This window comes from Jannaschia rubra (genome assembly GCF_001403735.1).
Lineage (GTDB): Bacteria > Pseudomonadota > Alphaproteobacteria > Rhodobacterales > Rhodobacteraceae > Jannaschia > Jannaschia rubra.
Map to the genome: position 1 here is coordinate 132,793 of NZ_CXPG01000020.1, position 21,653 is coordinate 154,445.

Sequence of the window (21,653 nt, forward strand, 5' to 3'; positions counted from 1 at the left end):
TCAACCTCCCAGTGTGGCGACAAGGACCGCCTTGATGGTGTGCATCCGGTTTTCCGCCTGGTCGAAGACGATGGAGGCGGGGCTCTCGAACACCTCCTCGGTCACTTCCATCGCGGTCAGGCCAAACTTCTCCTCGATCTCGCGGCCGACGGCGGTGTCGGTGTTGTGGAAGGCGGGCAGGCAATGCATGAACTTCGCGCGCGGGTTGCCGGTCTTTTCCATGACCCCGGCATTGACCTGATAGGGCTTCAGCAGGTCGATCCGCTCGCCCCATTTCTCCGCGCTCTCGCCCATCGAGACCCAGACGTCGGTATAGACGAAATCGACGCCGTCGACTCCCTCGTCCACGGCTTCGGTCAGCGTGATCCGCGCGCCCGTTTCGGCAGCGATCTTCCCGGCCTCGTCGCGGATCGCCTGCACGGGCCAGAGCGCTTCGGGCGCGCAGAGCCGGACGTCCATCCCCATCTTGGCACCCCCGATCAGAAGGCTGTCACCCATGTTGTTGCCCGCATCGCCCATGAAGCAATAGGACACCTCGCGCAGCGGCTTCTGGCCATGTTCCTGCATCGTCAGGAAATCCGCCAGGATCTGCGTGGGGTGGAACTCGTCCGTCAGGCCGTTGTAGACCGGCACGCCGGCCCATTCGGCCAGCGTCTGCACGATGTCCTGCCCGAAACCGCGGTACTCGATGGCGTCGTACACCCGGCCCAGCACGCGGGCGGTGTCCTTCACCGTCTCCTTGCCGCCGATATGGGTGCCCGAGGGGCCCAGATAGGTCACGGTCGCGCCCTGGTCGTGGGCCGCAACCTCGAACCCCACGCGGGTGCGGGTGCTGTCCTTCTCGAAGATCAGCGCGATCTCCTTTCCCCGCAGCGTCTCGACCTCGGTGCCCGCGTATTTCGCGGCCTTCAGGTCGGCCGACAGCTTGAGCAGGAAGGCGATCTCGGCAGGGCTGAAATCTCGCAGCGTCAGGAAATGTCGGTTCTTCAGGTTGAAAGCCATTGCATCTCTCCTCAGACGGCGTCGCGGATGGTGGGGCAGGACATGCAGCGGCTGCCGCCACGTCCCCGGCCCAGTTCGGCGCCCGGCATTTCGATCACTTCGATGCCCTCGGCCCGCAACGCGGCATTGGTGTCGTCGTTCCGGTCGTAGCCCACGACCAGGCCGGGCCGCAGGGCCAGCACGTTGTTGCCGTCGTTCCATTGCTCGCGCGACTGCTCGAACGGGTCGCTGCCGCCGGTCGGCACGACGTTGAGCTTCCTGAAGCCCATCGCGTCGGCCACGACGTCGAACATGGGCCGCGTGTCGTGGCGCATGTCGAGCGGCTTGCCGCCCTCGCCCGGATGCAGGTCGTAGCAGGTCATCTCGTCCGCCACCTCCTTGAACGACGTCACCACGTCGCCGCCGCAGAAAGTGAAGACGGTGTCGAGATGCATGGCCGCGCGCGACTTCGGCATCTCGCAGGCGATCACCCGCTCCGCCCGGCCCTGATCGAACAGCGCCTGCGCCAGAAGGCCCACCGCCTGCGGCGAGGTCCGCTCGCCCATGCCGACCAGCACCACGCCGTTGCCCACAGGCATCTGGTCGCCGCCTTCCAGCGTGGCCAGCCCGTGATCCGCCAGCGGGTCGCCCCAGATCACCTCGACCCGGCCCTCGAACTTCGGATGGAAGCGATAGATCGCCGCCGTCAGCAGCGTCTCGGGGCGGCGGGCCTGCCAGTACATCGGGTTGAGCGTCACGCCGCCGTAGATCCACGCGGAGTTGTCGCGGGTGAACAGGAAGTTGGGAAGGGGCGGCAGGATGAAGCCGTGGTGGCCCAGATAGGCGCCGAACATGCTTTCGGCCTCGAACGGCACATCGGCGACGGTCAACCCGCCGATCAGCCATTTCGACAGCTCCGCGCCCGGCAGATCGTCCATCCAGTCGCGCAGCTCGCTCCGCATCCCGACACCGACGTGTTCCGCCGCGATGCGGTGATCCAGGATCCAGGCGCGCGCTTCGGGGATGTCCAGCGTCTCGGCCAGCAGGGTGCCCGTGTCCAGAACCTCGACCCCCTCGCCGCGCATCGCGTCGGCGAAGGCATCGTGATCCTTCTGCGCCTGCTTGACCCAGAACACGTCGTCGAACAGCAGATCGCCCGCATTGTCCGGCGTCAGGCGGCGATGAGCGAGGCCGGGGCGGCAGACGATCACCTGCCGCAGCCTGCCGGATTCGGAGTGAACGCCGAGCTTCGGATCAGCCATGATGTTTCCTTTCGATCAGAAGAATGCCGCGATGCTGATCGCCGCCGAGATGAAGACGACGAGGAGGAGCATCAGCGGCCAGACGAAGACGAGCCAGCGGTCGTAGGACACTCGCCCGATGGCCAGCCCGCCGATGACCACGGCGAAGGTCGGGTTGACGAGGTTCACGAGGCCGTTGGCGGATTGATAGGCGGTGACGACCAGATCGCGCCCCACCCCGGCGAAGTCCGCCAGCGGCGCGAGGATCGGCATCGACAGCACCGCGAGGCCCGAGGAGGAGGGGACGAGGAAGCTCATCCCCACCTCGATCCAGAACATCACGTTGATGAAGGCAAGGTCGCCCAGACCGCCCAGCGAGCTTTCGGCGCTGTGCAGGATGGTATCCGCGATCAACCCCTGCTCCATGATGACGACGATGCCGCGCGCCAGCCCGATGACCAGCGCCACGCCCAGAAGGTCGCGCGCGCCGTCGACGAAGCTGCCGGTCAGGCCCTTCTCGCCCAGCCGCCCGACGATGCCGACGACGATCGCCGCCCCGAGGAACAGCGCCCCCATCCGCGCCATCCACCAGTCCTGCGAGGCGACGCCCCAGATCATCACCGCGAAGGTCAGCGCGAAGATGGCCAGGACGATCTTCTGCGTGTTCGACAGCGTGTCGTCCCCGCCCCCGGCGTCGCCCTGCAGGAACAGGCGGCGGTGCGCGGCGGCCTGATGGGCCACGACGGACCGCGACGGATCGTCCTTCACCCGCCGGGCATAGCGCATCACATAGAGCGCGCCGATGGCCAGCGTCGCCGCGAAGATCACCAGCCGCAGCACGATGCCGTCGGTGAAGGGGATGCCCGCCGCGTCGGACGCGATGACGGTGGCGAAGGGGTTGATGGTGGACCCGAGCACCCCCACGCCCGCCCCGATCAGGATGACCGCGACGCCGGTCACGGCGTCGTATCCGGCCGCGATCATCACCGGGATCAGGATGGCGTAGAAGGCCAGCGTCTCCTCGGCCATGCCGTAGGTGGTGCCGCCCAAGGCGAACAGCGTCATGAGGATGGGGATCATCCAGATCTCCCGCCCCTTCATGCGCGTCATCGCCGCACGGATGCCGGTATCCACCGCGCCGGTCGCGTTCACCACGCCGAGGAACCCGCCGAGGAACAGGACGAACAGCGCCACGTCGATGGCGTTGGCGGCATAGCTGTCGGGGTCGTAGAATCCCGCGATGGGCGCCATCAGCACGTCCGCGATGCCCTGTGGGTTGGCCTCGACCCGCGAATAGGTTCCCGCGACGGCGACCGTCCGGCCCACCGTCTCGTCCATGACGCGGTCGTATTGCCCCGCCGGCACGATCCAGGTCAGCGCGGCCACCAGGGCGATCAGCAAGAACAGGATGGTGTAGGCCGTCGGGAAGCGCGAGGCGAGCGCGGCCTCGTCGTCGGGGTGCGGATCGGGTTGCGAAGACATGCCTGCTCCTCCTGTCCGGGGACTGCGTGCGACGGTCGGTTGCCGAAGTCCTGCACACCATCTGGACCCGCCGCCGCGGCGGATCATTAACCTCGGTCAAGGATGGTCGCGGGAGCGCGGGAAATGCCGTGCGGCCATTGCCGTCGCCCGACGGACGGGTAAGACGGAACCGGATGTTCAAGGCCGGGCGATCCCCCCGCGGGGGCCGAACCGGTATCGACACGAGAAAGGGACAGAATGGCGATCGACGAGAAGCTGGAACCGGTCATGGCCGAGGTCATGCGCCGGAACCCGGGCGAGACCGAGTTCCACCAGGCCACGCGCGAGGTGCTGGAAAGCCTGGGCGTGGTACTCGCCCGGCACCCAGACTACGCGCAGGATGCCCTGCTGGAACGCATCTGCGAGCCGGAACGCCAGATCATCTTCCGCGTGCCCTGGGTCGACGACGACGGCTGCGTGCAGATCAACCGCGGCTTCCGGGTGGAGTTCAATTCGGCCCTTGGCCCCTACAAGGGCGGGCTCCGGTTCCATCCCAGCGTGTCGCTCGGCATCGTCAAGTTCCTGGGCTTCGAGCAGACGTTCAAGAACGCCCTGACCGGCATGCCCATCGGCGGAGGCAAGGGCGGGTCCGACTTCAACCCCCGCGGCCGGTCCGAAGGCGAGATCATGCGTTTCTGCCAGTCGCTCATGACCGAGCTCTATCGCCATATCGGCGAATACACCGACGTGCCGGCCGGCGACATCGGCGTGGGCCAGCGCGAGATCGGCTTCATGTTCGGCCAGTACAAGCGCATCACCAACCGCTACGAATCGGGCGTGCTGACGGGCAAGGGCCTGCGGTGGGGCGGCAGCCGCGTCCGGCGCGAGGCCACGGGCTATGGCACGACATATTTCGTCCAGAGCATGCTGGCCACCAAGGGCGACAGCCTGGAGGGCAAGCGGGTCGTCGTCTCGGGCAGCGGCAACGTGGCCGTCTATACGATGGAAAAGGTGATCCAGTTCGGCGGCAAGGTCGTCGCCTGTTCGGATTCGAACGGCATCGTGGTGGACGAGGACGGCATCGACCTCGATCTCGTCAAGGAGATCAAGGAAGTGCGGCGCGAACGCATCTCGACCTACAAGAAGCTCCGCAAGGGCAACGCGACCTATATCGAGGACGGGCGCATCTGGACCGTCCCCTGCGACATCGCCATGCCCTCGGCCACCCAGAACGAGCTGAACGGCGCGGACGCCAAGGCGTTGATCGGTAACGGCTGCATCGCCGTGGGCGAGGGGGCGAACATGCCCACGACGCCCGAGGCGGTCCGCCTGTTCCAGAAGGCGGGCGTGCTGTTCGCGCCGGGCAAGGCCAGCAACGCGGGCGGCGTGGCGACCAGCGCGCTGGAAATGCAGCAGAACGCCTCGCGCGACAGCTGGACCTTCGAGCAGACCGAGGCGCGGCTGGCGACCATCATGGCCGCGATCCACGACCGCTGCGCCGAGACGGCCGACGACTACGGCATGCCTGGCAATTATGTGGCGGGTGCCAACATCGCGGGCTTCATCCGCGTATCGGAAGCGATGCGCGCCCTGGGCGTGATCTGACCCCGGTCGGCCCCCGCGCGGGGGGCCGCCACCGTCAGGACGACGTCCCGCCCGGCGCGCCGAAGGCCTGCGCCGCGGCGATGGCGCGCGTCCAGGCGGCATAACGCTCCTTGCGCCGATCCTCGGGCATCGAAGGGGTGAACTGCCGCTCCAGCTGCCACATGGCGGCAAAGCCGTCGCGGTCCGGATAGATGCCCGCGCGACTCCCCGCGAGCCATGCCGCCCCCATCGCCGTCGTCTCCAACGTGGCGGGCCGGTCCACCGGCGCATCGATGATGTCGGAGAGGAACTGCATCGTCCAGTCGGACACGCTCATGCCGCCGTCCACGCGCAGGATGGGCCCCCCGGCCGGGCGCTCCCAGTCGCGCTGCATCGCCTCCAGCAGGTCGCGCGTCTGGTAGCCGACGGATTCCAGCGCCGCGCGCGCCAGCTCCTCGGGGCCCGAATTGCGCGTCAGCCCGAAGATCGCGCCCCGGCATTCGGCGTCCCAGTAGGGCGCGCCGAGACCGGTGAAGGCGGGCACCAGCACCACGCCCTGCGATGCGTCCGCGGCATCGGCCAGGGGCTTCGTGTCGCGCGCGTCGCGGATGATCTTCAGCCCGTCGCGCAGCCATTGCACCACGGCCCCCGCAATGAAGATGGACCCTTCCAGCGCATAGGTGGGCTTTCCGTCCAGCTGATAGGCGATGGTCGTGAGCAGTCGGTTTTCCGACCGCACCGGCGTGTCGCCCGTGTTGAGCAGCGCGAAACACCCGGTGCCATAGGTCGATTTGAGCATCCCCGGCTCGAAACAGGCCTGCCCGATGGTCGCCGCCTGCTGGTCGCCCGCTACGCCCAGGATGGGGATTGGGCGGCCGAACAGGTCCTCCCGCGCGGTGCCGAAATCGGCGGCGCAGTCCCGCACCTCGGGCAACATGTCGATGGGAATGTCGAGCAGGTCGCAGATTGTCTGCGACCAGCGGTGCTTGCGGATGTCGTAAAGAAGCGTGCGCGCCGCGTTGGTCGCGTCGGTGACATGCGCCTTGCCGCCGGTCAGCTTCCAGATGAGGAAGCTGTCCACCGTCCCGAACAGGAGCTTGCCCGCCCGCGCCTTGTCGCGCGCGCCGTCCACATGGTCGAGCAGCCATTTCAGTTTCGTCCCCGAGAAATAGGGATCGAGCAGCAGGCCCGTGCGGTCGGTGAACATCTCCTCATGCCCCGCCTCGCGCAACTCGGCGCAGATCGGAGCGGTCCGGCGGTCCTGCCAGACGATGGCGTTGTGGATGGGCTGGCCCGTCTCGCGGTCCCAGACCAGCGTGGTTTCGCGCTGGTTGGTGATGCCGATGGCGGCGATGTCGCGCGCGTCGATGCCGGCGCGTTCGATCACCTCGCGGCAGGTCCCGGCGGTGGTGGACCACAGGTCGGCCACGTCGTGCTCGACCCAGCCCGACTGGGGATAATGCTGCGGAAACTCCTCCTGCGCGATGGCGGCGACGCGCAGATCTTCGTCGAACAGGATGGCGCGGCTCGACGTCGTGCCCTGATCTATCGCCAGGATGTGGGTCATCGGGTCCATCCCTCCGTCATGGGTGGGGCCGGGACGCATGCGCCCCGGCCCGGTGTCACGGCCCTACTGCGTCCAGGAGGACACGAGTTCATCATAGCCGATGGTCTGCGGCTCCTCGTCCTCGTTCTCCAGCTTGGGCTTGGGCGCGCCCGGCTGCTCCAGCCAGTAGGAGGCCTCCTGCTCCTCGTTCAGCACGGGGCCCAGGTCGCCCTGGATGCCGGCCCGCTCCAGCCGGGCCATCACGTCCTCCATGTCGGCGCAAAGCTGGTCCAGCGCCTCCTGCGAGGTCTTGGCCCCCGACATGGCGTCGCCGATGTTCTGCCACCAGAGCTGTGCCAGCTTGGGATAGTCCGGCACGTTCGTCCCCGTGGGCGACCAGCGCACGCGGTCGGGCGAGCGGTAGAACTCCACCAGTCCGCCCAGCTTGTCCGCCCGCTCCGAGAAGTGGTCGGAGTTGATGGTCGACTCGCGGATGAAGGTCAGGCCCACGTCGGCCTTCTTCACGTCCACCGTCTTGGAGGTGACGAACTGCGCATAGAGCCAGGCCGCCTGCGCCCGGTCGAGCGGGGTCGATTCCATCAGCGTCCAGGAGCCCACGTCCTGATAGCCGACCTTCATCCCGTCTTCCCAGTAGACGCCGTGCGGGCTGGGGGCGAGCCGCCACTTGGGCGTTCCGTCCTCGTTCATCACGGCGTCGGACGCGACCAGCGGCGCCACGAACGTGGTGTACATGAACATCTGCTGGGCGATGTTGCCCTGCGCGGGCACGGGCCCCGCTTCCGAGAAGGTCATGCCGGCGGCCGAGGGCGGCGAGTATTCCTGCAGCCACTTGATCGCCTTGTCGACCGCATAGACCGCCGCGGGCGAGTTGGTCGCACCCCCCCGGTCCACGCAGGCGCCCACGGGCTGCGAATTCTCGTTGACGCGGATGCCCCATTCGTCGACCGGCAGACCGTTGGGTTCGCCCTTGTCGCCCATGCCTGCCATGGACATCCAGGCGTCGGTATAGCGCCAGCCCAGCGACGGGTCCTTCTTGCCGTAGTCCATGTTGCCATAGACCGACACGCCGTCGATCTCGCGGCCGGTGAAGAATTCAGCGATGTCCTCATAGGCGGCCCAGTTCACCGGCACGCCCAGGTCGTAGCCGTAAGCCTCCTTGAAGTCGGCCTTGATCTGCTCGTCGTTGAACCAGTCGTAGCGGAACCAGTAGAGGTTCGCGAACTGCTGATCCGGCAGCTGATAGAGGTCGCCGTCGGGCGCGGTGGTGAACTGCGTCCCGATGAAGTCCTCCAGGTCGAGCGTGGGCGAGGTGACGTCCGCGCCGTCGCCGGCCATGAAGTCGGTCAGGTTGCGGACCTGTTGATAGCGCCAGTGGGTGCCGATCAGGTCGCTGTCGTTGACATAGGCGTCATAGATGTTCTCGCCCGACTGCATCTGCGTCTGAAGCTTCTCGACCACATCGCCCTCGCCGATCAGGTCGTGGTTGACCTTGATGCCGGTGATCGCGGTGAAGGCCGGAGCCAGGACCTGCGCTTCGTATTCGTGCGTCGTGATGGTCTCCGAGACGACGTTGATCTCCATGCCCTGGAACGGTTCGGCCGCGTCGATGAACCACTGCATCTCCGCTTCCTGCTCCTCGCGCGTGAGCGTGGTGACGCCGTCGATCTCCTCGTCGAGGAACTGCCGGGCCGCCTCCATGTCGGCGAAGGCGGGCACGGCCGAAAGGCCGATCGCGATCGCCGTGGTTGTTGTCAGTATCCTGTTCATGTCTTTCCCTCCCTGGAAATGAACTTCGGTTGCAGCCTAGACCCAGCGGAACACCGCCGCGGCATAGACCGCGCAGACGGCCAGCGCCCCCCACTGCGGGGCGGGCACCAGCCCGAGCCAGGCCAGATTGATGAAGGCCGAGCCGAGAAGCGTGATGAACAGCCTGTCACCCCGCGTCGTTTCGATATGCAGGACCCCCCTGCGCGGCGTCTCGGGCACCTTCACCGCGAGCACGGTGAACACCAGAAGCAGCCCCGCGATGATGAGGAAGAAAGCCGCCGTGGGCCATGTCCAGGCCATCCAGTCAAGCATCTCGATCTCCCTTTCCCGCAATCCCCTGCATCACACCCTCCCCAACGCAAAACCCTTGGCGATGTAGTTCCGCACGAACCAGATGACCAAGGCTCCCGGCACGATGGTCAGCATGCCGGCGGCGGCCAGAACGCCCCAGTCGACGCCCGCGGCGCCCACGGTGCGCGTCATGGTGGCGGCGATGGGCTTGGCGTCCACCGAGGTCAGCGTGCGCGACAAGAGAAGCTCCACCCACGAGAACATGAAGCAGAAGAAGGCCGCGACGCCGATCCCGCTCGCGATCAGCGGCATGAAGATGCGGATGAAGAAGCGCGGGAAGGAATAGCCGTCGATATAGGCCGTCTCGTCGATCTCGCGCGGGACGCCGCGCATGAACCCCTCCAGGATCCAGACCGCCAGCGGCACGTTGAACAGGCAATGCGCCAACGCCACCGCGATATGCGTGTCGAAGAGGCCGATGGAGGAATAGAGCTGGAAGAACGGCAACGCGAAGACCGCGGGCGGCGCCATCCGGTTCGTCAGCAGCCAGAAGAACAGGTGCTTGTCGCCCACGAAGCTGTAGCGGCTGAACGCATAGGCGGCGGGCAGGGCCACGGCGAGGCTGATGGCGGTGTTCATGACCACGTAGATCAGCGAGTTGACATACCCCATGTACCAGCTCGCGTCGGTCAGGATCTTCTCGTAATTGGCCAGCGTCAGGTTGCGTGGCCAGAGCGAGAAGGTGCCCAGGATCTCGGAGTTGGTCTTCAGGCTCATGTTCAGCAGCCAGTAGATCGGCAGCATGAGGAACAGCAGGTAAAGCCCCATCACCACCGCCGACCCGGATGGCCGGAACCGGCGCGCGGCGCGGCGGGGCGTTTCGATGGTCATGTCGCGGCTGGACAGGACGGTTTCGGGAATGGTGTCCGACATCACTTGCCCTCCCGCGCGTCGAGCGTCGTCATCACGGTGTAGAAGACCCATGAGATCGCCATGATGACAAGGAAATACATCAGGCTGAACGCCGCCGCCGGCCCCAGGTCGAACTGGCCCAGCGCCATCTTGACCAGGTCGATCGACAGGAAGGTCGTGGCGTTGCCCGGCCCCCCGCCGGTCAGGACGAACGGCTCGGTATAGATCATGAAGCTGTCCATGAAGCGCAGCAGGATCGCGATCATCAGCACCCCCGCCATCTTGGGCAGCTCGATATAACGGAAGACGGCCCAGCGGCTCGCCTGATCGATGCGCGCGGCCTGATAATACGCATCCGGTATCGACCGCAGCCCCGCATAGGCCAGCAGCGCCACGAGCGACGTCCAGTGCCAGACATCCATCACGATCACCGTCACCCAGGCGTCGAGGATGTTCTGGGTATAGTTGTAGTCGATGCCCATCGCGTCGAGCGTATGGCCCAGCAGCCCGATGTCGACCCGTCCGAAGATCTGCCAGATCGTGCCCACCACGTTCCACGGGATCAGGAGCGGCAGCGACATGGTCACAAGGCAGAACGACGACCAGAAGCCCTTCTTCGGCATGTTGAGCGCCACGAAGATGCCCAGCGGCACCTCGATCGCCAGGATGATCGCCGAGAACGTCATCTGCCGCCCTAGCGCGTTCCACATCCGGTCGGAATGCAGCATGTCGTCGAACCAGGCGAGGCCGGCCCAGAAGAACTGGTTGTTGCCGAAGGTGTCCTGCACCGAATAGTTGACCACCGTCATCAGCGGGATCACCGCCGAGAACGCGACCAGCACCAGCACCGGCAGCACCAGGAACCAGGCCTTCTGATTGACGGTCTTCTTCATCGCGCGTCCCCTCCCTCGGGCGTCAGGCGCCAGGCGTCGGCATAGACGTTGACCGCGCCCGGCGCGAAGCGGATGCGGTCGGTGTCGGCCGGGATCGCCTCGCCCTCGTCGGCGATGGCGCTGACCTCGGTGCCGCCCACGTTGAGCCGGACGATCTTGTGGCGTCCCACGTCCTCGACCCGGCGCAGGCGCGCGGGAATGCCCTCGCCGCCCGTGGCCAGCCGGATGAACTCGGGCCGCACGCCGACCTGCACCGGACCCCGGTGGCGGAAGGCCGCGCCCAGATCGACTGTCGCGTCCCCGATCCGGGCTTGCCGCCCGTCGAGCGTCGCGTCGAACAGGTTCATGCCGGGCGAGCCGATGAAATAGCCCACGAAGGTGTGCGCGGGCCTCTCGAACAGTTCCTGCGGCGTGCCGATCTGGACGACGCGGCCGTCGTACATCACCACCACCTTGTCCGCGAAGGTCAGCGCCTCGGTCTGGTCATGGGTGACATAGATCATCGTATGCCCGAAATCGCGGTGCAGCTTCTTGAGCTGAGTCCGAAGCTCCCATTTCATGTGCGGGTCGATGACGGTCAGCGGCTCGTCGAACAAAAGGGCGTTCACGTCCTCGCGCACCATGCCACGGCCCAGGCTGATCTTCTGCTTGGCATCCGCCGTCAGGCCCCGCGCCTTGCGGTCGAGCTCCGCCTCCATGCCGATCATGGTGCCGACGCGACCCACGCGACGGGCGATCTCCTCCGCCTCCATCCCCCGGTTTCGCAGGGGGAAGGCAAGGTTCTCGCGCACCGTCATCGTGTCGTAGACGACGGGAAACTGGAACACCTGCGCGATGTTGCGGTCCGCCGTGGGCGCCGTCGTCACGTCGCGCCCGTCGAACAGCACGCGCCCCTGCGACGGGATCAGCAGCCCCGAGATGATGTTGAGCAGCGTCGACTTCCCGCATCCCGACGACCCGAGCAGGGCATAGGCCTCGCCATCGGCCCAGTCGTGGTTCAGCTCCTTGAGGGCGAAGTCCTCCGGCGTCTTCGGATCGGGAAGATAGGAATGGGCCAGGTTGTCGAGGGTGATCGTCGCCATCACGCGGCCTCCGCATAGGGGGCGCCGGCGACCAGACGGCCGTCTTCGGCGAACAGATAGATGCGCGCGGGGTCCAGGTGGACGGGCAGCGTCCCCCCCGGCTCCAGCTTGCGGACGCCGTGGATCAACCCGACCCAGCGTTCGCCCGCGTGGTCCAGATGCACGAAGGTCTCGGACCCGGTGATCTCGGTCACGACCAGCGTGGTGTCGAAGCGGATCGCCGCGGGCCCCGCGGCTTCCAGCGTCAGGTGGTTGGGCCGGAACCCGGCCAGATAGGTGCCGTCGCCCAGGCCGCCGCCCAGCACCGTGGCGGGGATGTTGTCGCCCTCGGCCGAGCGGAAGGTGTCGCCGCGCTTTTCCAGCCGCAGGAAGTTCATCGGCGGGTCCGAGAACACCCGCGCCGTCGTCGCATCGGCGGGCTTGCGATAGACCTCCGCCGTCGGGCCGAACTGTGTCACCCGCCCTTCCCAGAGCGTCGCGCAGTTGCCCCCCAGCAGCAGCGCCTCCTCCGGCTCGGTCGTGGCATAGACGAAGATGGAGCCCGACGCCTCGAAGATGCGGGGGATCTCGGCCCGCAGTTCCTCGCGCAGCTTGTAGTCGAGGTTGGCCAGCGGCTCGTCCAGCAGCACCAGCCCCGCGTTCTTCACCAGCGCCCGCGCCAGCGCGCATCGCTGCTGCTGGCCGCCCGACAATTCCAGCGGCTTGCGGTCGAGCATGGGCGTGAGCTTCATCAGCCCCGCCGTCTCGCGGACGCGCGTGTCGATCTCGCCCGCGTCCAGCCCCATGAGGCGCATGGGCGAGGCGATGTTGTCGTAGACCGTCATCGAGGGGTAGTTGATGAACTGCTGATAGACCATGGCGATGCCCCGGTCCTGCACCCGCATCCCGGTCACGTCCTCGCCGTTCCACAGCACGCGCCCCGCCGTCGGCCGGTCCAGCCCCGCCATCAGCCGCATCAGCGAGGTCTTCCCCGCGAGCGTCGGCCCCAGCAGCACATTCATCGTCCCCTTCTCGAGCGTCAGGGACGTCTCGTGGATATGGGTCCGCGCGCCGGGCTTGAGCGTCACCTGATCGAGGGTCAGTGTCACCGCATTCTCCCCTGCTATTCCGCCGCCGGCGCGCGACGCGCGCGACGGTCGGCCATGTAGGCGTCGAGATCGGCCGCCTGCGCCTCCGACAGACGCAGGCCCAGCTTGGACCGCCTCCATAGCACGTCCTGCGCGGTCCGTGCGTATTCGCGGTCCATCAGCCAATCCACTTCCGCCGCGGTCAGCGTCGCGCCGAAGTCGCGCCCCAGGTCCGACGCCTGGACCGCATCCCCAAGCAGGTCGCGCGCATCGGTGCCGTAAGCCCGCACCAGCCGCCGCGCCCAGCGGGGGTCGAGGAACGGCCAGCCCCGCGACAACTCCGCGACCAGTTCATCGACGCCGTCCACCGGAAAATCGCCCCCCGGCAGCGGCACGCCCGCCGTCCAGGGGCCCGGCAGGTCGCCCAGTTCCCCGCCGATCTTCTCCAGCGCGCTTTCCGCCAGGCGGCGATAGGTGGTGATCTTGCCGCCGAAGATGTTGAGCATCGGCGCGCCCGCGCTGCGATCGACCTTCAGCACATAGTCCCGCGTCGCCGCCGTCGCCGAGGATGCCCCGTCGTCATAGAGCGGCCGCACCCCGGAATAGGTCCAGACGATGTCGTCGGTGGTGATCGGCCGCTTCAGGTAGCCGTTCACGAAATCCACCATGTAGCGCTTCTCGTCCTCGGTGCAGACCGGTTCGACCGAAGGGTCGGGATGGTCGCAATCGGTGGTGCCGATCAGGGTGAAGTCGGTCTCATAGGGTATGGCGAACATGATCCGCCCGTCGGTGCCCTGGAAGAAATAGCATTTGTCGTGCTCGAACAGGCGCCGCGTCACGATATGGCTGCCGCGCACCAACCGCACGCCGTCCCGGCTGTTCGACCGGACGCGGCTGCGGATGATGTCGCCGACCCAGGGCCCGCCGGCGTTCACGATCATCCGCGCGCGGACATGGCGTGCATCGCCCGTCTCCGTATCCTCCAGCGTCACGTCCCAGACGCCGTCGACCTGATCGGCGGCCGTCACCTTCGTGCGCGTCAGGATCGTGGCGCCCCGCGCCTCCGCGTCGCGGGCGTTGAGCGCGACAAGCCGCGAATCCTCCACCCAGCAGTCGGAATATTCGTAGGCATGATCGAACCGCCCCTGCAGCGGCGCGCCTTCGGGCGTGCCGGCCAGATCGACGGTCTTCGTCCCCGGCAGGATCTTCCGCCCGCCCAGCGTGTCGTAGAAGAACAGGCCCAGCCGGATCAGCCAGGCGGGCCTGCGCCCCCGCATCCAGGGCATCGTCACCGACAGCAGTTTCGACGTCGGCGTATCGCTCTCGAATCGCATGTCGGCGTGGTAAGGCAGTACGAACCGCATGGGCCAGGAGATGTGGGGCATCGCGCGCAGCAGCGTCTCGCGTTCCACCAGGCTCTCGCGGACCAGCCGGAACTCGAAATACTCCAGATACCGCAACCCGCCGTGGAACAGCTTGGTCGAGGCCGAGGAGGTGGCCGAGGCGAGGTCCGACATCTCGGCCAGCGTGACCGACAGGCCCCGCCCGGCCGCGTCGCGCGCGATGCCGCAGCCGTTGATGCCGCCGCCGATGACCAGCAGGTCGCGAATGTCGTCGGTGGGGGTCACGGCGGATCCTCCCAAATCCCTTGCCATGCAGAAAGCCTAGCCGCATCGCACCGAAAAGAACAAGGCCTATTTTCGTTTGTGTTCGGATTGTGGGAATCCCGCGGTGTGACACCGCGTCACGTCCGCCAGCGGCCTTCCTTTATCCCCCCGGACGCGAAAACCGTGCAAAAGCGAAGATCCTCTGCCATGATGACACGATCCTTCCCCGCCCCGGAGCCCTCCGCCGTGTCGCAGACCATCCGCCACCCCGAGATCCTCGACATCGCACGGCGCGACGGCAAGGTGACCGTCGACGGGCTGGCCGACCATTTCGGTGTCACGCTCCAGACGATTCGCCGCGACCTCACCGACCTCGCCGAGGCCGGGCGGCTGGAACGGGTCCACGGTGGCGCCGTCCTACCCTCGGGCACCGTCAACATCGGCTACGAGGAGCGCCGACGCCTCAACGCCGAGGCCAAGACCGCCATCGCCCGCGCCTGCGCCGCGCGCATCCCCGAGGACTGCGCCGTCTTCCTCAACATCGGCACCAGCACCGAGGCCGTGGCGACCGAGCTCATGCACCATCGCAACCTGCTCGTCGTCACCAACAACATGAACGTGGCCAACATCCTGTCGCGCAACCCCGATTGCGAGGTCATCGTGACCGGCGGATCGCTGCGCCAGTCCGACGGCGGGCTGACGGGCGACATCACCACGGCCGCGATCCGGCAGTTCAAGTTCGACATCGGCGTCATCGGCTGTTCGGCCATCGACCCCGACGGCGACATGCTCGACTTCGACGTGCAGGAGGTGGGCGTCAGCCGCGCCATCCTCGCCCGGTCCCGGCGCACGATGCTGGTGGCCGACCACAGCAAGCTGTCGCGCACCGCCCCCGCGCGCATCGCCTCGCTGTCCGAGGTCGACCTGTTCATCACCGACCGCGCCCCCGACGTCGCGCTTCGCCACCGCTGCGACGACTGGCAGACGCAGGTGATCGTCGCCTGAGCACCGCCGCGCCCCGCCCCGGAAGGCAGGGCGCGCAGCCGGATCAGGCGATCTTCCAGCCCGACAACGCCGTATGGCTCTGGAAATAGCGCAGCGACTTCGTCAGGTTCCCCGTCCGGCACGTCACCCTGTCGCCCGGCGCCAGCGCGAAGACGGCAAGGAACGACAGCGGCATCGGGCCCTTCAGGACCTGCATCTGCGTGACCTGCGACAGGCCGTTGATGGCATAGCAGATCCGCGCGTCCGTCGTATCGGCCAGGAACCCGTTGATCAGAAACGCATAGAGCCCGGCGACAGGGGCGGCGAAGGCGCCGGTCGCCGTATTGAAATGGCCGCCCACGTTCGCAGTCGCGGTGTCGAAAGGCAGGTCGGTGTTGGGCGTGGTGATCTCGGCCCAGGCGCCCGGCTTGATCGCGCTGAAATAGGGCAGGCTCGGAAAGCCCGGCACCCCGGAGGCGGCATCGACGGTGACGCCCTCGTGCCAGTCGGTGCCGTCCGCGCTGACCTTGACCGAAAAGCCGTCCGTCCCCGCCGTCCCCATCTCGGCCCGGCCCGACCAGCCGGTCTGGAACAGCAGGCTTGCCGTGTCGCCCGCCGTGGCCTTGTTGACGGTCAGGCGGTGGTCGCCGCCCTCGTGCGTCAGCAACGTGCCATCGGCGGCCACGCTCAGCCGGTTCGTCGTGTCCGCCGTGGCGTTGACGCCCAGCGTCGCCACCGGCGCGGCGGCGGCAGGTGCCCAGAGGGTGCCGTCGAAGACCAGCTCCGCCGACAGGGCGCGCACATGCACCTTCCACCCCGCCTGCGGCGCGAGGAACAGCCAGCCGCCATTGGCCAGCACCGCGATGTCGCCGTCATGTCCGGCCCAGGCCCCGGCGGCGCCGGCTGCCACCAGATGCCGGTCCCCCTCGTCCGGCGTGGCGGGCGGCTCGGTCCGGTCGGCGTCCAGCGCGACGGGCTGCACCAGGGCGTCCAGGATCACCAGCGCCTCGTTGTGGGTGACGTGCTTCTGCGCCTGACCGGCCTGGATCAGGGGCATGGAAAGAAGGGTCGTTCGTTGGGACATGTCGGGCAAACCTCCGGGCTGCGAAGATTCGGAGACTCAGCCCGAGCGGTAAACGGTTTCTTAACGCTCCCCGCAGGCCGCGCAGGGGCCCGCGACCCGCGACCTCGCGACCGTCTCCGTCAGGGCCTGGAAGCGATGTTTCGCATGCGAAACATCGCAGGCTATGCAATCAGAAGAACGCCTGAAGCCCCGTCTGCGCCCGCCCCAGGATCAGCGCATGGATGTCGTGCGTGCCCTCATAGGTGTTCACGGTCTCCAGGTTCATCATGTGGCGGATGACCTGATATTCCTCGGAAATGCCGTTGCCCCCGTGCATGTCCCGCGCCAGCCGCGCCACGTCCAGCGCCTTGCCGCAGTTGTTGCGCTTGATGAGGCTGATCATCTCGGGCGCGGCCCGCCCCTCGTCCATCAGCCGCCCCACGCGCAGCGCCGCCTGCAGCCCGAGCGAAATCTCCGTCTGCATGTCGGCCAGCTTCTTCTGGAACAGCTGCGTCTGCGCCAGGGGCTTCCCGAACTGCTTGCGGTCGAGGCCGTACTGCCGCGCCGCGTGCCAGCAGGCCTCCGCCGCGCCCATGACGCCCCAGGCGATGCCGTAGCGCGCGCGATTCAGGCATCCGAACGGCCCCTTCAGCCCCTGCACATCGGGCAGGAGGGCGTCCTCCCCCACCTCCACGCCGTCCATGACGATCTCGCCCGTGGTCGAGGCGCGCAGGCTCTGCTTGCCCTTGATCACGGGCGCCGACAGGCCCTTCATGCCCTTCTCCAGCACGAACCCCCGGATCTTGCCGTCATGGGCGTCGGACTTGGCCCAGACCACGAAGACGTCGGCGAAGGGCGCGTTCGAGATCCACATCTTGGACCCCGACAGGCGGTATCCGCCATCGGTCCCGACCGCGCGCGTCTTCATGCCGCCGGGGTCGGAGCCCGCGTCGGGCTCGGTCAGGCCGAAGCAGCCGATCAGCTCGCCCGAGGCGAGGCCGGGCAGGTATTTCCGCCGCTGCTCCTCGCTGCCGTAGGCATGGATCGGATACATCACCAGGCTCGACTGCACCGACATCATCGAACGGTATCCCGAATCCACCCGCTCGATCTCCCGCGCGACGAGGCCGTAGGTGACGTAGCCCGCGCCCAACCCGCCGTATTCCTCGGGGATGGTCAGGCCCAGCAGGCCCGCCTCGCCCATCTTGCGGAACAGGTCGGGGTTCGCGGTCTCCGCGGCATAGGCCTCGCGCACGACGGGCTGCATCTCGGCTTCGGCGAAGGCGCGGGCAGCGTCGCGCAGCATCCGCTCCTCCTCCGAAAGCTGGTCCTCCAGCCGCAGGGGGTCGTCCCACTGGAACTGGCCGAGGTCGGGGCCGAAGCCGGGGGCATGGGTATCCTTGGGCATCACTCTCTCTCCATCTCGGCCAGACGGTCGGCGAAGACCTCCGTCAGCCTGTTCTTCAGAAGCTTGCCGGTCGGCGCGGCGGGCAGCTGCGCCACCGCGACGATCCGCGTGGGTCTCTTGTAGGCCACCAGGCGCCCGGCGACAAAGTCCCTCAGCGCCGCAGTGTCGAAGGTTTCCGGCGCCACGCATTGCACGAAGGCCAGCACCTCCTCGTCGCCGCCGGGCAGGCCGCGCCCGATGACGGCCGACTGGATGACCTCCGGATGGTCGTTGAGCGCGGCCTCCACCTCGGGCGGATAGACGTTGAAGCCGCCCCGGATGATCAGTTCCTTGCAGCGGCCGACCACATGCAGCCGCCCTTCCGCGTCGATCCGCCCCAGGTCGCCCGTCCTGAGCCAGCCGTCGGCGTCCACCGTCCGGGCCGTCTCCTCCGGGTTGCGGTAGTAGCCGAGCATCACATGCGGCCCCCGCGTCAGGATCTCGCCCACCTCCCGGTCGCCCTCCGACCCGACGGATGTGTCGAGTGCGATCTCGGTGCCGGGCAGGGCCGACCCGACGCTCACATCGTCGAGGCCGACGGCATTGCGGGTGCCGGTGCTGCCGGCGGTGCTTTCGGTCATGCCGTATCCGTTCTGGAGCGCGAGGCCGTAGAACGCCTCCGCCTTGCGCTTCCAGGCGGGGTCGAGAGGGGCGGCACCGGAGGAGACATAGCGCAGCCGGCTGCCCTCCAGCCGCTCGATCCCCCGGTCGCGCGTCCAGGCCATGAGCAGGGCGTGCATCTGCGGCACGGCCGGAAAGACCGTGACGCCGCCCATCAGCGCCTCGTACAGGCGGTCGGGGTGGAAGCGGGCCTCGAACTGGATGGCGGCACCCGCAGTGCTCGCCGCCATGAGCATCGACGCCAGCCCGAACACATGCGTGAGCGGCAGCACGCCATAGATGCGGTCGCCCGGTGCCATGTCGCGCATGTTCGCCGATGCGTTCCCCGCGAACCGCAGATTGTCGTGGCTCAGCATCACGCCCTTGGGCGCGCCGGTGGTGCCGGTGGTATAGAGGATGACCGCCACGCCGTCGGGCAGGTCATCGCCGCCCGCGGGCACGGGCAGGGCGGCGAGGGCGATGTCTCCGAAATCCGTGGTCAGCGTCTCGGCGCCGAAGGTCCCGGCATGGGCCGCCGCCTCGGCCGAGATGCCGGTGGTGAAGGCGACCAGACGCGGGGTCGCATGGTCCAGGATGCGGCCCAGCTCCGCCCCGGTCATCCGCGCGTTGACGGGAACCGACACCGCGCCCAGATGGCTGGCCGCGAAAACCAGGACGGCGGTGGCGTGGCAGTTCTCGGCCACGATGGCGAGCCGGTCACCCGCCCGAAGGCCCCGCGCGCGCAGAAGGCCGGCGGCCGCCTCGATGGCGTCGCGGTGCGCGGCCCATGTGACCTCGCGGCCGTCGCAGTCGAGAATCGCCGTGGTGTCGGGCATCTCCGCCGCGCGGTCGGTGACGAGGGTGTGGATCGGGTCGGTCATTCCGCGGCCTCTCTGCGATTTGCGGGAACGGGGCGCAGGCGGGCGAGGGCGACCGTCGCCTCCGCTTCCAGCCGGGCCACGATATCGGCCAGCGGCTCCACCCGGTCGGTCAGGCCCAGCGACTGACCCGCCGACAGCATCCCGCGCGACACGTCGCCCGTAGCATAGGCCTGCCGCCCGATGGCGCCCGCGACATGGGGCATCAGCATCTCGATGCCCACGTCGGGGTCCTCGCGCTCGATCCCGGCCACGGCACGGGCGGTGTCGTTGGCGAGCGTGCGGATCGTGTTGCGGACCGAGGACATGGTCAGCATCGTGTCCCGCTCCGTCGCCGCGACCAGCGCGGCCTTATAGTCGGCGTGCGCGCCCAGTTCGCGCGCCACGAGGAACCGCGTGCCGATCACGACGCCCGAGGCGCCGGCGGCCAGCGCGCCGACGATCTGGCTGCCCGCGCCGATGCCGCCGCCGATCAGGAAGGGGATCGTCAGCCGCCGTTCGGCCAGCGCCTGGTTGACCACCGTGCCCACGAGGTCGAGCCCTGGATGCCCGCCGCATTCCGCCCCCACGATCGACACCATGTCCACGCCCACCGCCTGCGCCTTGACGGCGAAGCGGACCGACGGAACCTTGTGCAGCACATGGATGCCCGCATCGCGCAGCATGGGCAGGAACGCCTCCGGGTTGCGGCCCGAGGTCTCGACGAAGCGCACGCCTTCCCCGGCGATCAGGCGGAAGGTTTCGGCGATGGTCTCGCCTTCCACCAGCTTGGGCAGCATGGATACGTTGACGCCGAAGGGCAGGTCGCCGCAGGCATCGCGGGCACGGGAGATTTCCGCGCGCAGATCGCGCGGGTCCCGAAAGCTCGCCGCGGTGATGAAGCCCATGATGCCCGCGCGCGCGGCCGCCGCGACGTAAGCCGCATCCGACAGCCACATGAGCCCGCCCGCGACGATGGGCAGGCGGCTGCCGTAGGTGCGGGTGACGGCGGTGTCGAAGACGGGGTCGGTCATGGGGCTTTCCTCGATGCCGCGAAGTCGGGGCGCCGCTTTTCCAGGAAGGCCGCGATGCCCTCCGCCGCCTCGGGCGCGGAGATGGCATGGGTCATGGCGTCGCGCTCTGCGTCCATCTGTGCCGCCGTGTCGGCGTCGTAGGCGTCGCGCACCAGCGCCTTGATGACCCGCTGCGCCCGCGCGGGCCCGTGTGCCAGCCGGTCCGCCAGCGCCATGGCGACGGGCAGGACGTCCGCGCGGTCGGCCAGGTCGGACAGGGCGCCCAGCTCGTGCAGGCGCAGGGCCTCCACCGGCTCGCCCAGCAGGGCCATCCGCATCAGCGTGGCGCGCGGGACAAGGCGGGCGAGGCTGGCGGTCAGCCCCCCGTCGGGCACCAGCCCGGCGCGCACATAGGCCGCCGAGAAGGTCGCCGCCCGGTCCGATACGATCAGGTCGCAGGCGAAGGCGATCGACGCCCCGGCCCCCGCGGCGCCCCCCTCGACGGCGGCGATGACGGGGGCGGGGCAGGTGCGGATGCCGCGGATCAGGTCGTGCAGCGCCTCGATCCGGTCGCGGCGCGCGTCGGCGGGCAGGTCGCGGCGCGTCTGCAACTGCGAAAGGTCGCCGCCGGCGCAGAAATACCCCTCGCCATGCAGGATGACGGCGGCGATGCGGGGATCCTGCGCACGCGCCAGCGCGTCGGAGAGGACGGCGTAGTAGTCCGGCGACAGCGCGTTGCGACGCGCGGGATTGGTCGCGCGGACGATCAGGCGGTCGCCCATGTCGTCGATCCGCGCCACGGTCATGCCGCGCCCCCCGGCAGGCGGTCCTGCGGCACGCGCTTGAAGACGCCGGTGGCGGTGGCGATCAGGGTGCCGTCGCCGTTCTCCAGCACGCCTTCGACGAACAGCATGGACCGCCCGCCGCCGGTGATGCGCCCCGTCGCGGTCAGCGACATGCCTTCACGGGCGGGGGCGAGGAACTGCGTCGTCATCGAAATCGTCAGGAAAGGCGCGCGTCCCGTTTCGTCCACCGAGAGGCTGGCCGTCGCGCCGAGCGCGTTGTCGAGGACCGCCGCCGCGATGCCCCCGTGCAGCACTCCGTGGCGATTGGCATGGTCGGCGGTCACGTCGAGTCTGCACCGCGCGCGCCCGTCGCCGCCGCCCACGTCGAGAACATAGCCGATCAGGCGCTGCGCGCCCGTCTCGCCCCGGATGATGCCGTCCGTCGCCACGG

At 68.2% G+C, this 21,653-nt stretch carries 19 protein-coding genes; 2 read left to right on the plus strand and 17 right to left on the minus strand.

Annotated elements, in window-relative coordinates; genetic code table 11:
- From argF to JAN5088_RS10325, 3 genes are read right to left on the minus strand one after another with little or no spacing between them, the layout of a single operon-like run.
- A complete protein-coding gene (gene argF / locus JAN5088_RS10315) occupies positions 1-1,002 on the minus strand; it encodes an ornithine carbamoyltransferase (RefSeq protein WP_055682735.1) in 1,002 nt (333 codons plus the stop codon).
- Between the two features lie 11 nt (positions 1,003-1,013).
- Positions 1,014-2,243 (minus strand): arginine deiminase, encoded by a 1,230-nt coding sequence (locus tag JAN5088_RS10320; RefSeq protein ID WP_055682736.1) that lies wholly within the window; start codon positions 2,241-2,243, stop codon positions 1,014-1,016.
- A 15-nt stretch (positions 2,244-2,258) separates the two neighbouring features.
- Complete coding sequence (locus JAN5088_RS10325) at positions 2,259-3,704, minus strand: YfcC family protein (protein ID WP_055682737.1); 1,446 nt, start codon at positions 3,702-3,704, stop codon at positions 2,259-2,261.
- A 237-nt stretch (positions 3,705-3,941) separates the two neighbouring features.
- Here JAN5088_RS10325 and gdhA point away from each other — a divergent pair, with 237 nt between their 5' ends.
- Positions 3,942-5,288, plus strand: coding sequence for an NADP-specific glutamate dehydrogenase (gene gdhA, locus JAN5088_RS10330; RefSeq protein ID WP_055682738.1), 1,347 nt, complete (start codon positions 3,942-3,944; stop codon positions 5,286-5,288).
- Positions 5,289-5,322: 34 nt separating this feature from the next.
- Here gdhA and glpK read toward each other — a convergent pair whose 3' ends face one another.
- From glpK to glpD, 8 genes are all read right to left on the minus strand, one after another.
- Positions 5,323-6,834, minus strand: a complete 1,512-nt coding sequence (gene glpK / locus JAN5088_RS10335; protein WP_055683316.1) for a glycerol kinase GlpK — start codon at positions 6,832-6,834, stop codon at positions 5,323-5,325.
- A gap of 63 nt (positions 6,835-6,897) precedes the next feature.
- Entirely contained in the window at positions 6,898-8,601 is a 1,704-nt protein-coding gene (locus JAN5088_RS10340) for an ABC transporter substrate-binding protein (protein ID WP_177220047.1), read from the minus strand.
- 36 nt (positions 8,602-8,637) lie between these two features.
- Positions 8,638-8,913 (minus strand): DUF2160 domain-containing protein, encoded by a 276-nt coding sequence (locus JAN5088_RS10345; protein WP_055682739.1) that lies wholly within the window; start codon positions 8,911-8,913, stop codon positions 8,638-8,640.
- A gap of 30 nt (positions 8,914-8,943) precedes the next feature.
- Positions 8,944-9,825: a carbohydrate ABC transporter permease gene (locus tag JAN5088_RS10350; protein ID WP_055682740.1), complete on the minus strand. Its 882-nt coding sequence runs from the start codon at positions 9,823-9,825 to the stop codon at positions 8,944-8,946.
- Positions 9,825-10,697 carry a carbohydrate ABC transporter permease gene (locus JAN5088_RS10355; protein WP_055682741.1) on the minus strand — a complete coding sequence of 291 codons (873 nt, stop codon included), beginning with the start codon at positions 10,695-10,697 and terminating at the stop codon, positions 9,825-9,827. Before JAN5088_RS10355 ends, JAN5088_RS10350 begins: the two co-directional genes overlap by 1 nt.
- The gene (locus JAN5088_RS10360; protein ID WP_055682742.1) at positions 10,694-11,779 is read right to left on the minus strand and encodes an ABC transporter ATP-binding protein; all 1,086 of its coding nucleotides are present in this window, start codon (positions 11,777-11,779) and stop codon (positions 10,694-10,696) included. The genes JAN5088_RS10355 and JAN5088_RS10360 overlap by 4 nt, the downstream gene beginning before the upstream one ends.
- Positions 11,779-12,867, minus strand: coding sequence for an ABC transporter ATP-binding protein (locus JAN5088_RS10365; protein WP_055682743.1), 1,089 nt, complete (start codon positions 12,865-12,867; stop codon positions 11,779-11,781). The genes JAN5088_RS10360 and JAN5088_RS10365 overlap by 1 nt, the downstream gene beginning before the upstream one ends.
- Positions 12,868-12,881: 14 nt before the next feature.
- Entirely contained in the window at positions 12,882-14,474 is a 1,593-nt protein-coding gene (glpD, locus tag JAN5088_RS10370) for a glycerol-3-phosphate dehydrogenase (RefSeq protein ID WP_233489758.1), read from the minus strand.
- A gap of 225 nt (positions 14,475-14,699) precedes the next feature.
- Here glpD and JAN5088_RS10375 point away from each other — a divergent pair, with 225 nt between their 5' ends.
- Positions 14,700-15,458, plus strand: a complete 759-nt coding sequence (locus JAN5088_RS10375; protein ID WP_055683318.1) for a DeoR/GlpR family DNA-binding transcription regulator — start codon at positions 14,700-14,702, stop codon at positions 15,456-15,458.
- 43 nt (positions 15,459-15,501) lie between these two features.
- Here JAN5088_RS10375 and JAN5088_RS10380 read toward each other — a convergent pair whose 3' ends face one another.
- The 6 genes from JAN5088_RS10380 to JAN5088_RS10405 form a co-directional block, all read right to left on the minus strand.
- On the minus strand, positions 15,502-16,521 hold the full coding sequence (locus tag JAN5088_RS10380) for a DUF2793 domain-containing protein (protein WP_082429942.1): 1,020 nt from the start codon (positions 16,519-16,521) through the stop codon (positions 15,502-15,504).
- A gap of 169 nt (positions 16,522-16,690) precedes the next feature.
- Positions 16,691-17,908 (minus strand): acyl-CoA dehydrogenase, encoded by a 1,218-nt coding sequence (locus tag JAN5088_RS10385; RefSeq protein WP_055682746.1) that lies wholly within the window; start codon positions 17,906-17,908, stop codon positions 16,691-16,693.
- Entirely contained in the window at positions 17,908-19,428 is a 1,521-nt protein-coding gene (locus JAN5088_RS10390; protein WP_055682747.1) for a class I adenylate-forming enzyme family protein, read from the minus strand. Before JAN5088_RS10390 ends, JAN5088_RS10385 begins: the two co-directional genes overlap by 1 nt.
- Positions 19,425-20,438, minus strand: coding sequence for an NAD(P)H-dependent flavin oxidoreductase (locus JAN5088_RS10395; protein WP_055682748.1), 1,014 nt, complete (start codon positions 20,436-20,438; stop codon positions 19,425-19,427). The genes JAN5088_RS10390 and JAN5088_RS10395 overlap by 4 nt, the downstream gene beginning before the upstream one ends.
- On the minus strand, positions 20,435-21,223 hold the full coding sequence (locus JAN5088_RS10400; RefSeq protein ID WP_055682749.1) for an oxepin-CoA hydrolase, alternative type: 789 nt from the start codon (positions 21,221-21,223) through the stop codon (positions 20,435-20,437). Before JAN5088_RS10400 ends, JAN5088_RS10395 begins: the two co-directional genes overlap by 4 nt.
- Positions 21,220-21,651 (minus strand): PaaI family thioesterase, encoded by a 432-nt coding sequence (locus tag JAN5088_RS10405; protein ID WP_055682750.1) that lies wholly within the window; start codon positions 21,649-21,651, stop codon positions 21,220-21,222. The genes JAN5088_RS10400 and JAN5088_RS10405 overlap by 4 nt, the downstream gene beginning before the upstream one ends.
- Positions 21,652-21,653: the final 2 nt, after the last annotated feature.

Bases quoted from the DNA above. Each gene is read 5' to 3' on its own strand.
- argF (WP_055682735.1), bottom strand. From the start codon at position 1,002: ATGGCTTTCAACCTGAAGAACCGACATTTCCTGACGCTGCGAGATTTC.
- JAN5088_RS10320 (WP_055682736.1), bottom strand. From the start codon at position 2,243: ATGGCTGATCCGAAGCTCGGCGTTCACTCCGAATCCGGCAGGCTGCGG.
- JAN5088_RS10325 (WP_055682737.1), bottom strand. From the start codon at position 3,704: ATGTCTTCGCAACCCGATCCGCACCCCGACGACGAGGCCGCGCTCGCC.
- gdhA (WP_055682738.1), top strand. From the start codon at position 3,942: ATGGCGATCGACGAGAAGCTGGAACCGGTCATGGCCGAGGTCATGCGC.
- glpK (WP_055683316.1), bottom strand. From the start codon at position 6,834: ATGACCCACATCCTGGCGATAGATCAGGGCACGACGTCGAGCCGCGCC.
- JAN5088_RS10340 (WP_177220047.1), bottom strand. From the start codon at position 8,601: ATGAACAGGATACTGACAACAACCACGGCGATCGCGATCGGCCTTTCG.
- JAN5088_RS10345 (WP_055682739.1), bottom strand. From the start codon at position 8,913: ATGCTTGACTGGATGGCCTGGACATGGCCCACGGCGGCTTTCTTCCTC.
- JAN5088_RS10350 (WP_055682740.1), bottom strand. From the start codon at position 9,825: ATGTCGGACACCATTCCCGAAACCGTCCTGTCCAGCCGCGACATGACC.
- JAN5088_RS10355 (WP_055682741.1), bottom strand. From the start codon at position 10,697: ATGAAGAAGACCGTCAATCAGAAGGCCTGGTTCCTGGTGCTGCCGGTG.
- JAN5088_RS10360 (WP_055682742.1), bottom strand. From the start codon at position 11,779: ATGGCGACGATCACCCTCGACAACCTGGCCCATTCCTATCTTCCCGAT.
- JAN5088_RS10380 (WP_082429942.1), bottom strand. From the start codon at position 16,521: ATGTCCCAACGAACGACCCTTCTTTCCATGCCCCTGATCCAGGCCGGT.
- JAN5088_RS10385 (WP_055682746.1), bottom strand. From the start codon at position 17,908: ATGCCCAAGGATACCCATGCCCCCGGCTTCGGCCCCGACCTCGGCCAG.
- JAN5088_RS10390 (WP_055682747.1), bottom strand. From the start codon at position 19,428: ATGACCGACCCGATCCACACCCTCGTCACCGACCGCGCGGCGGAGATG.
- JAN5088_RS10395 (WP_055682748.1), bottom strand. From the start codon at position 20,438: ATGACCGACCCCGTCTTCGACACCGCCGTCACCCGCACCTACGGCAGC.
- JAN5088_RS10400 (WP_055682749.1), bottom strand. From the start codon at position 21,223: ATGACCGTGGCGCGGATCGACGACATGGGCGACCGCCTGATCGTCCGC.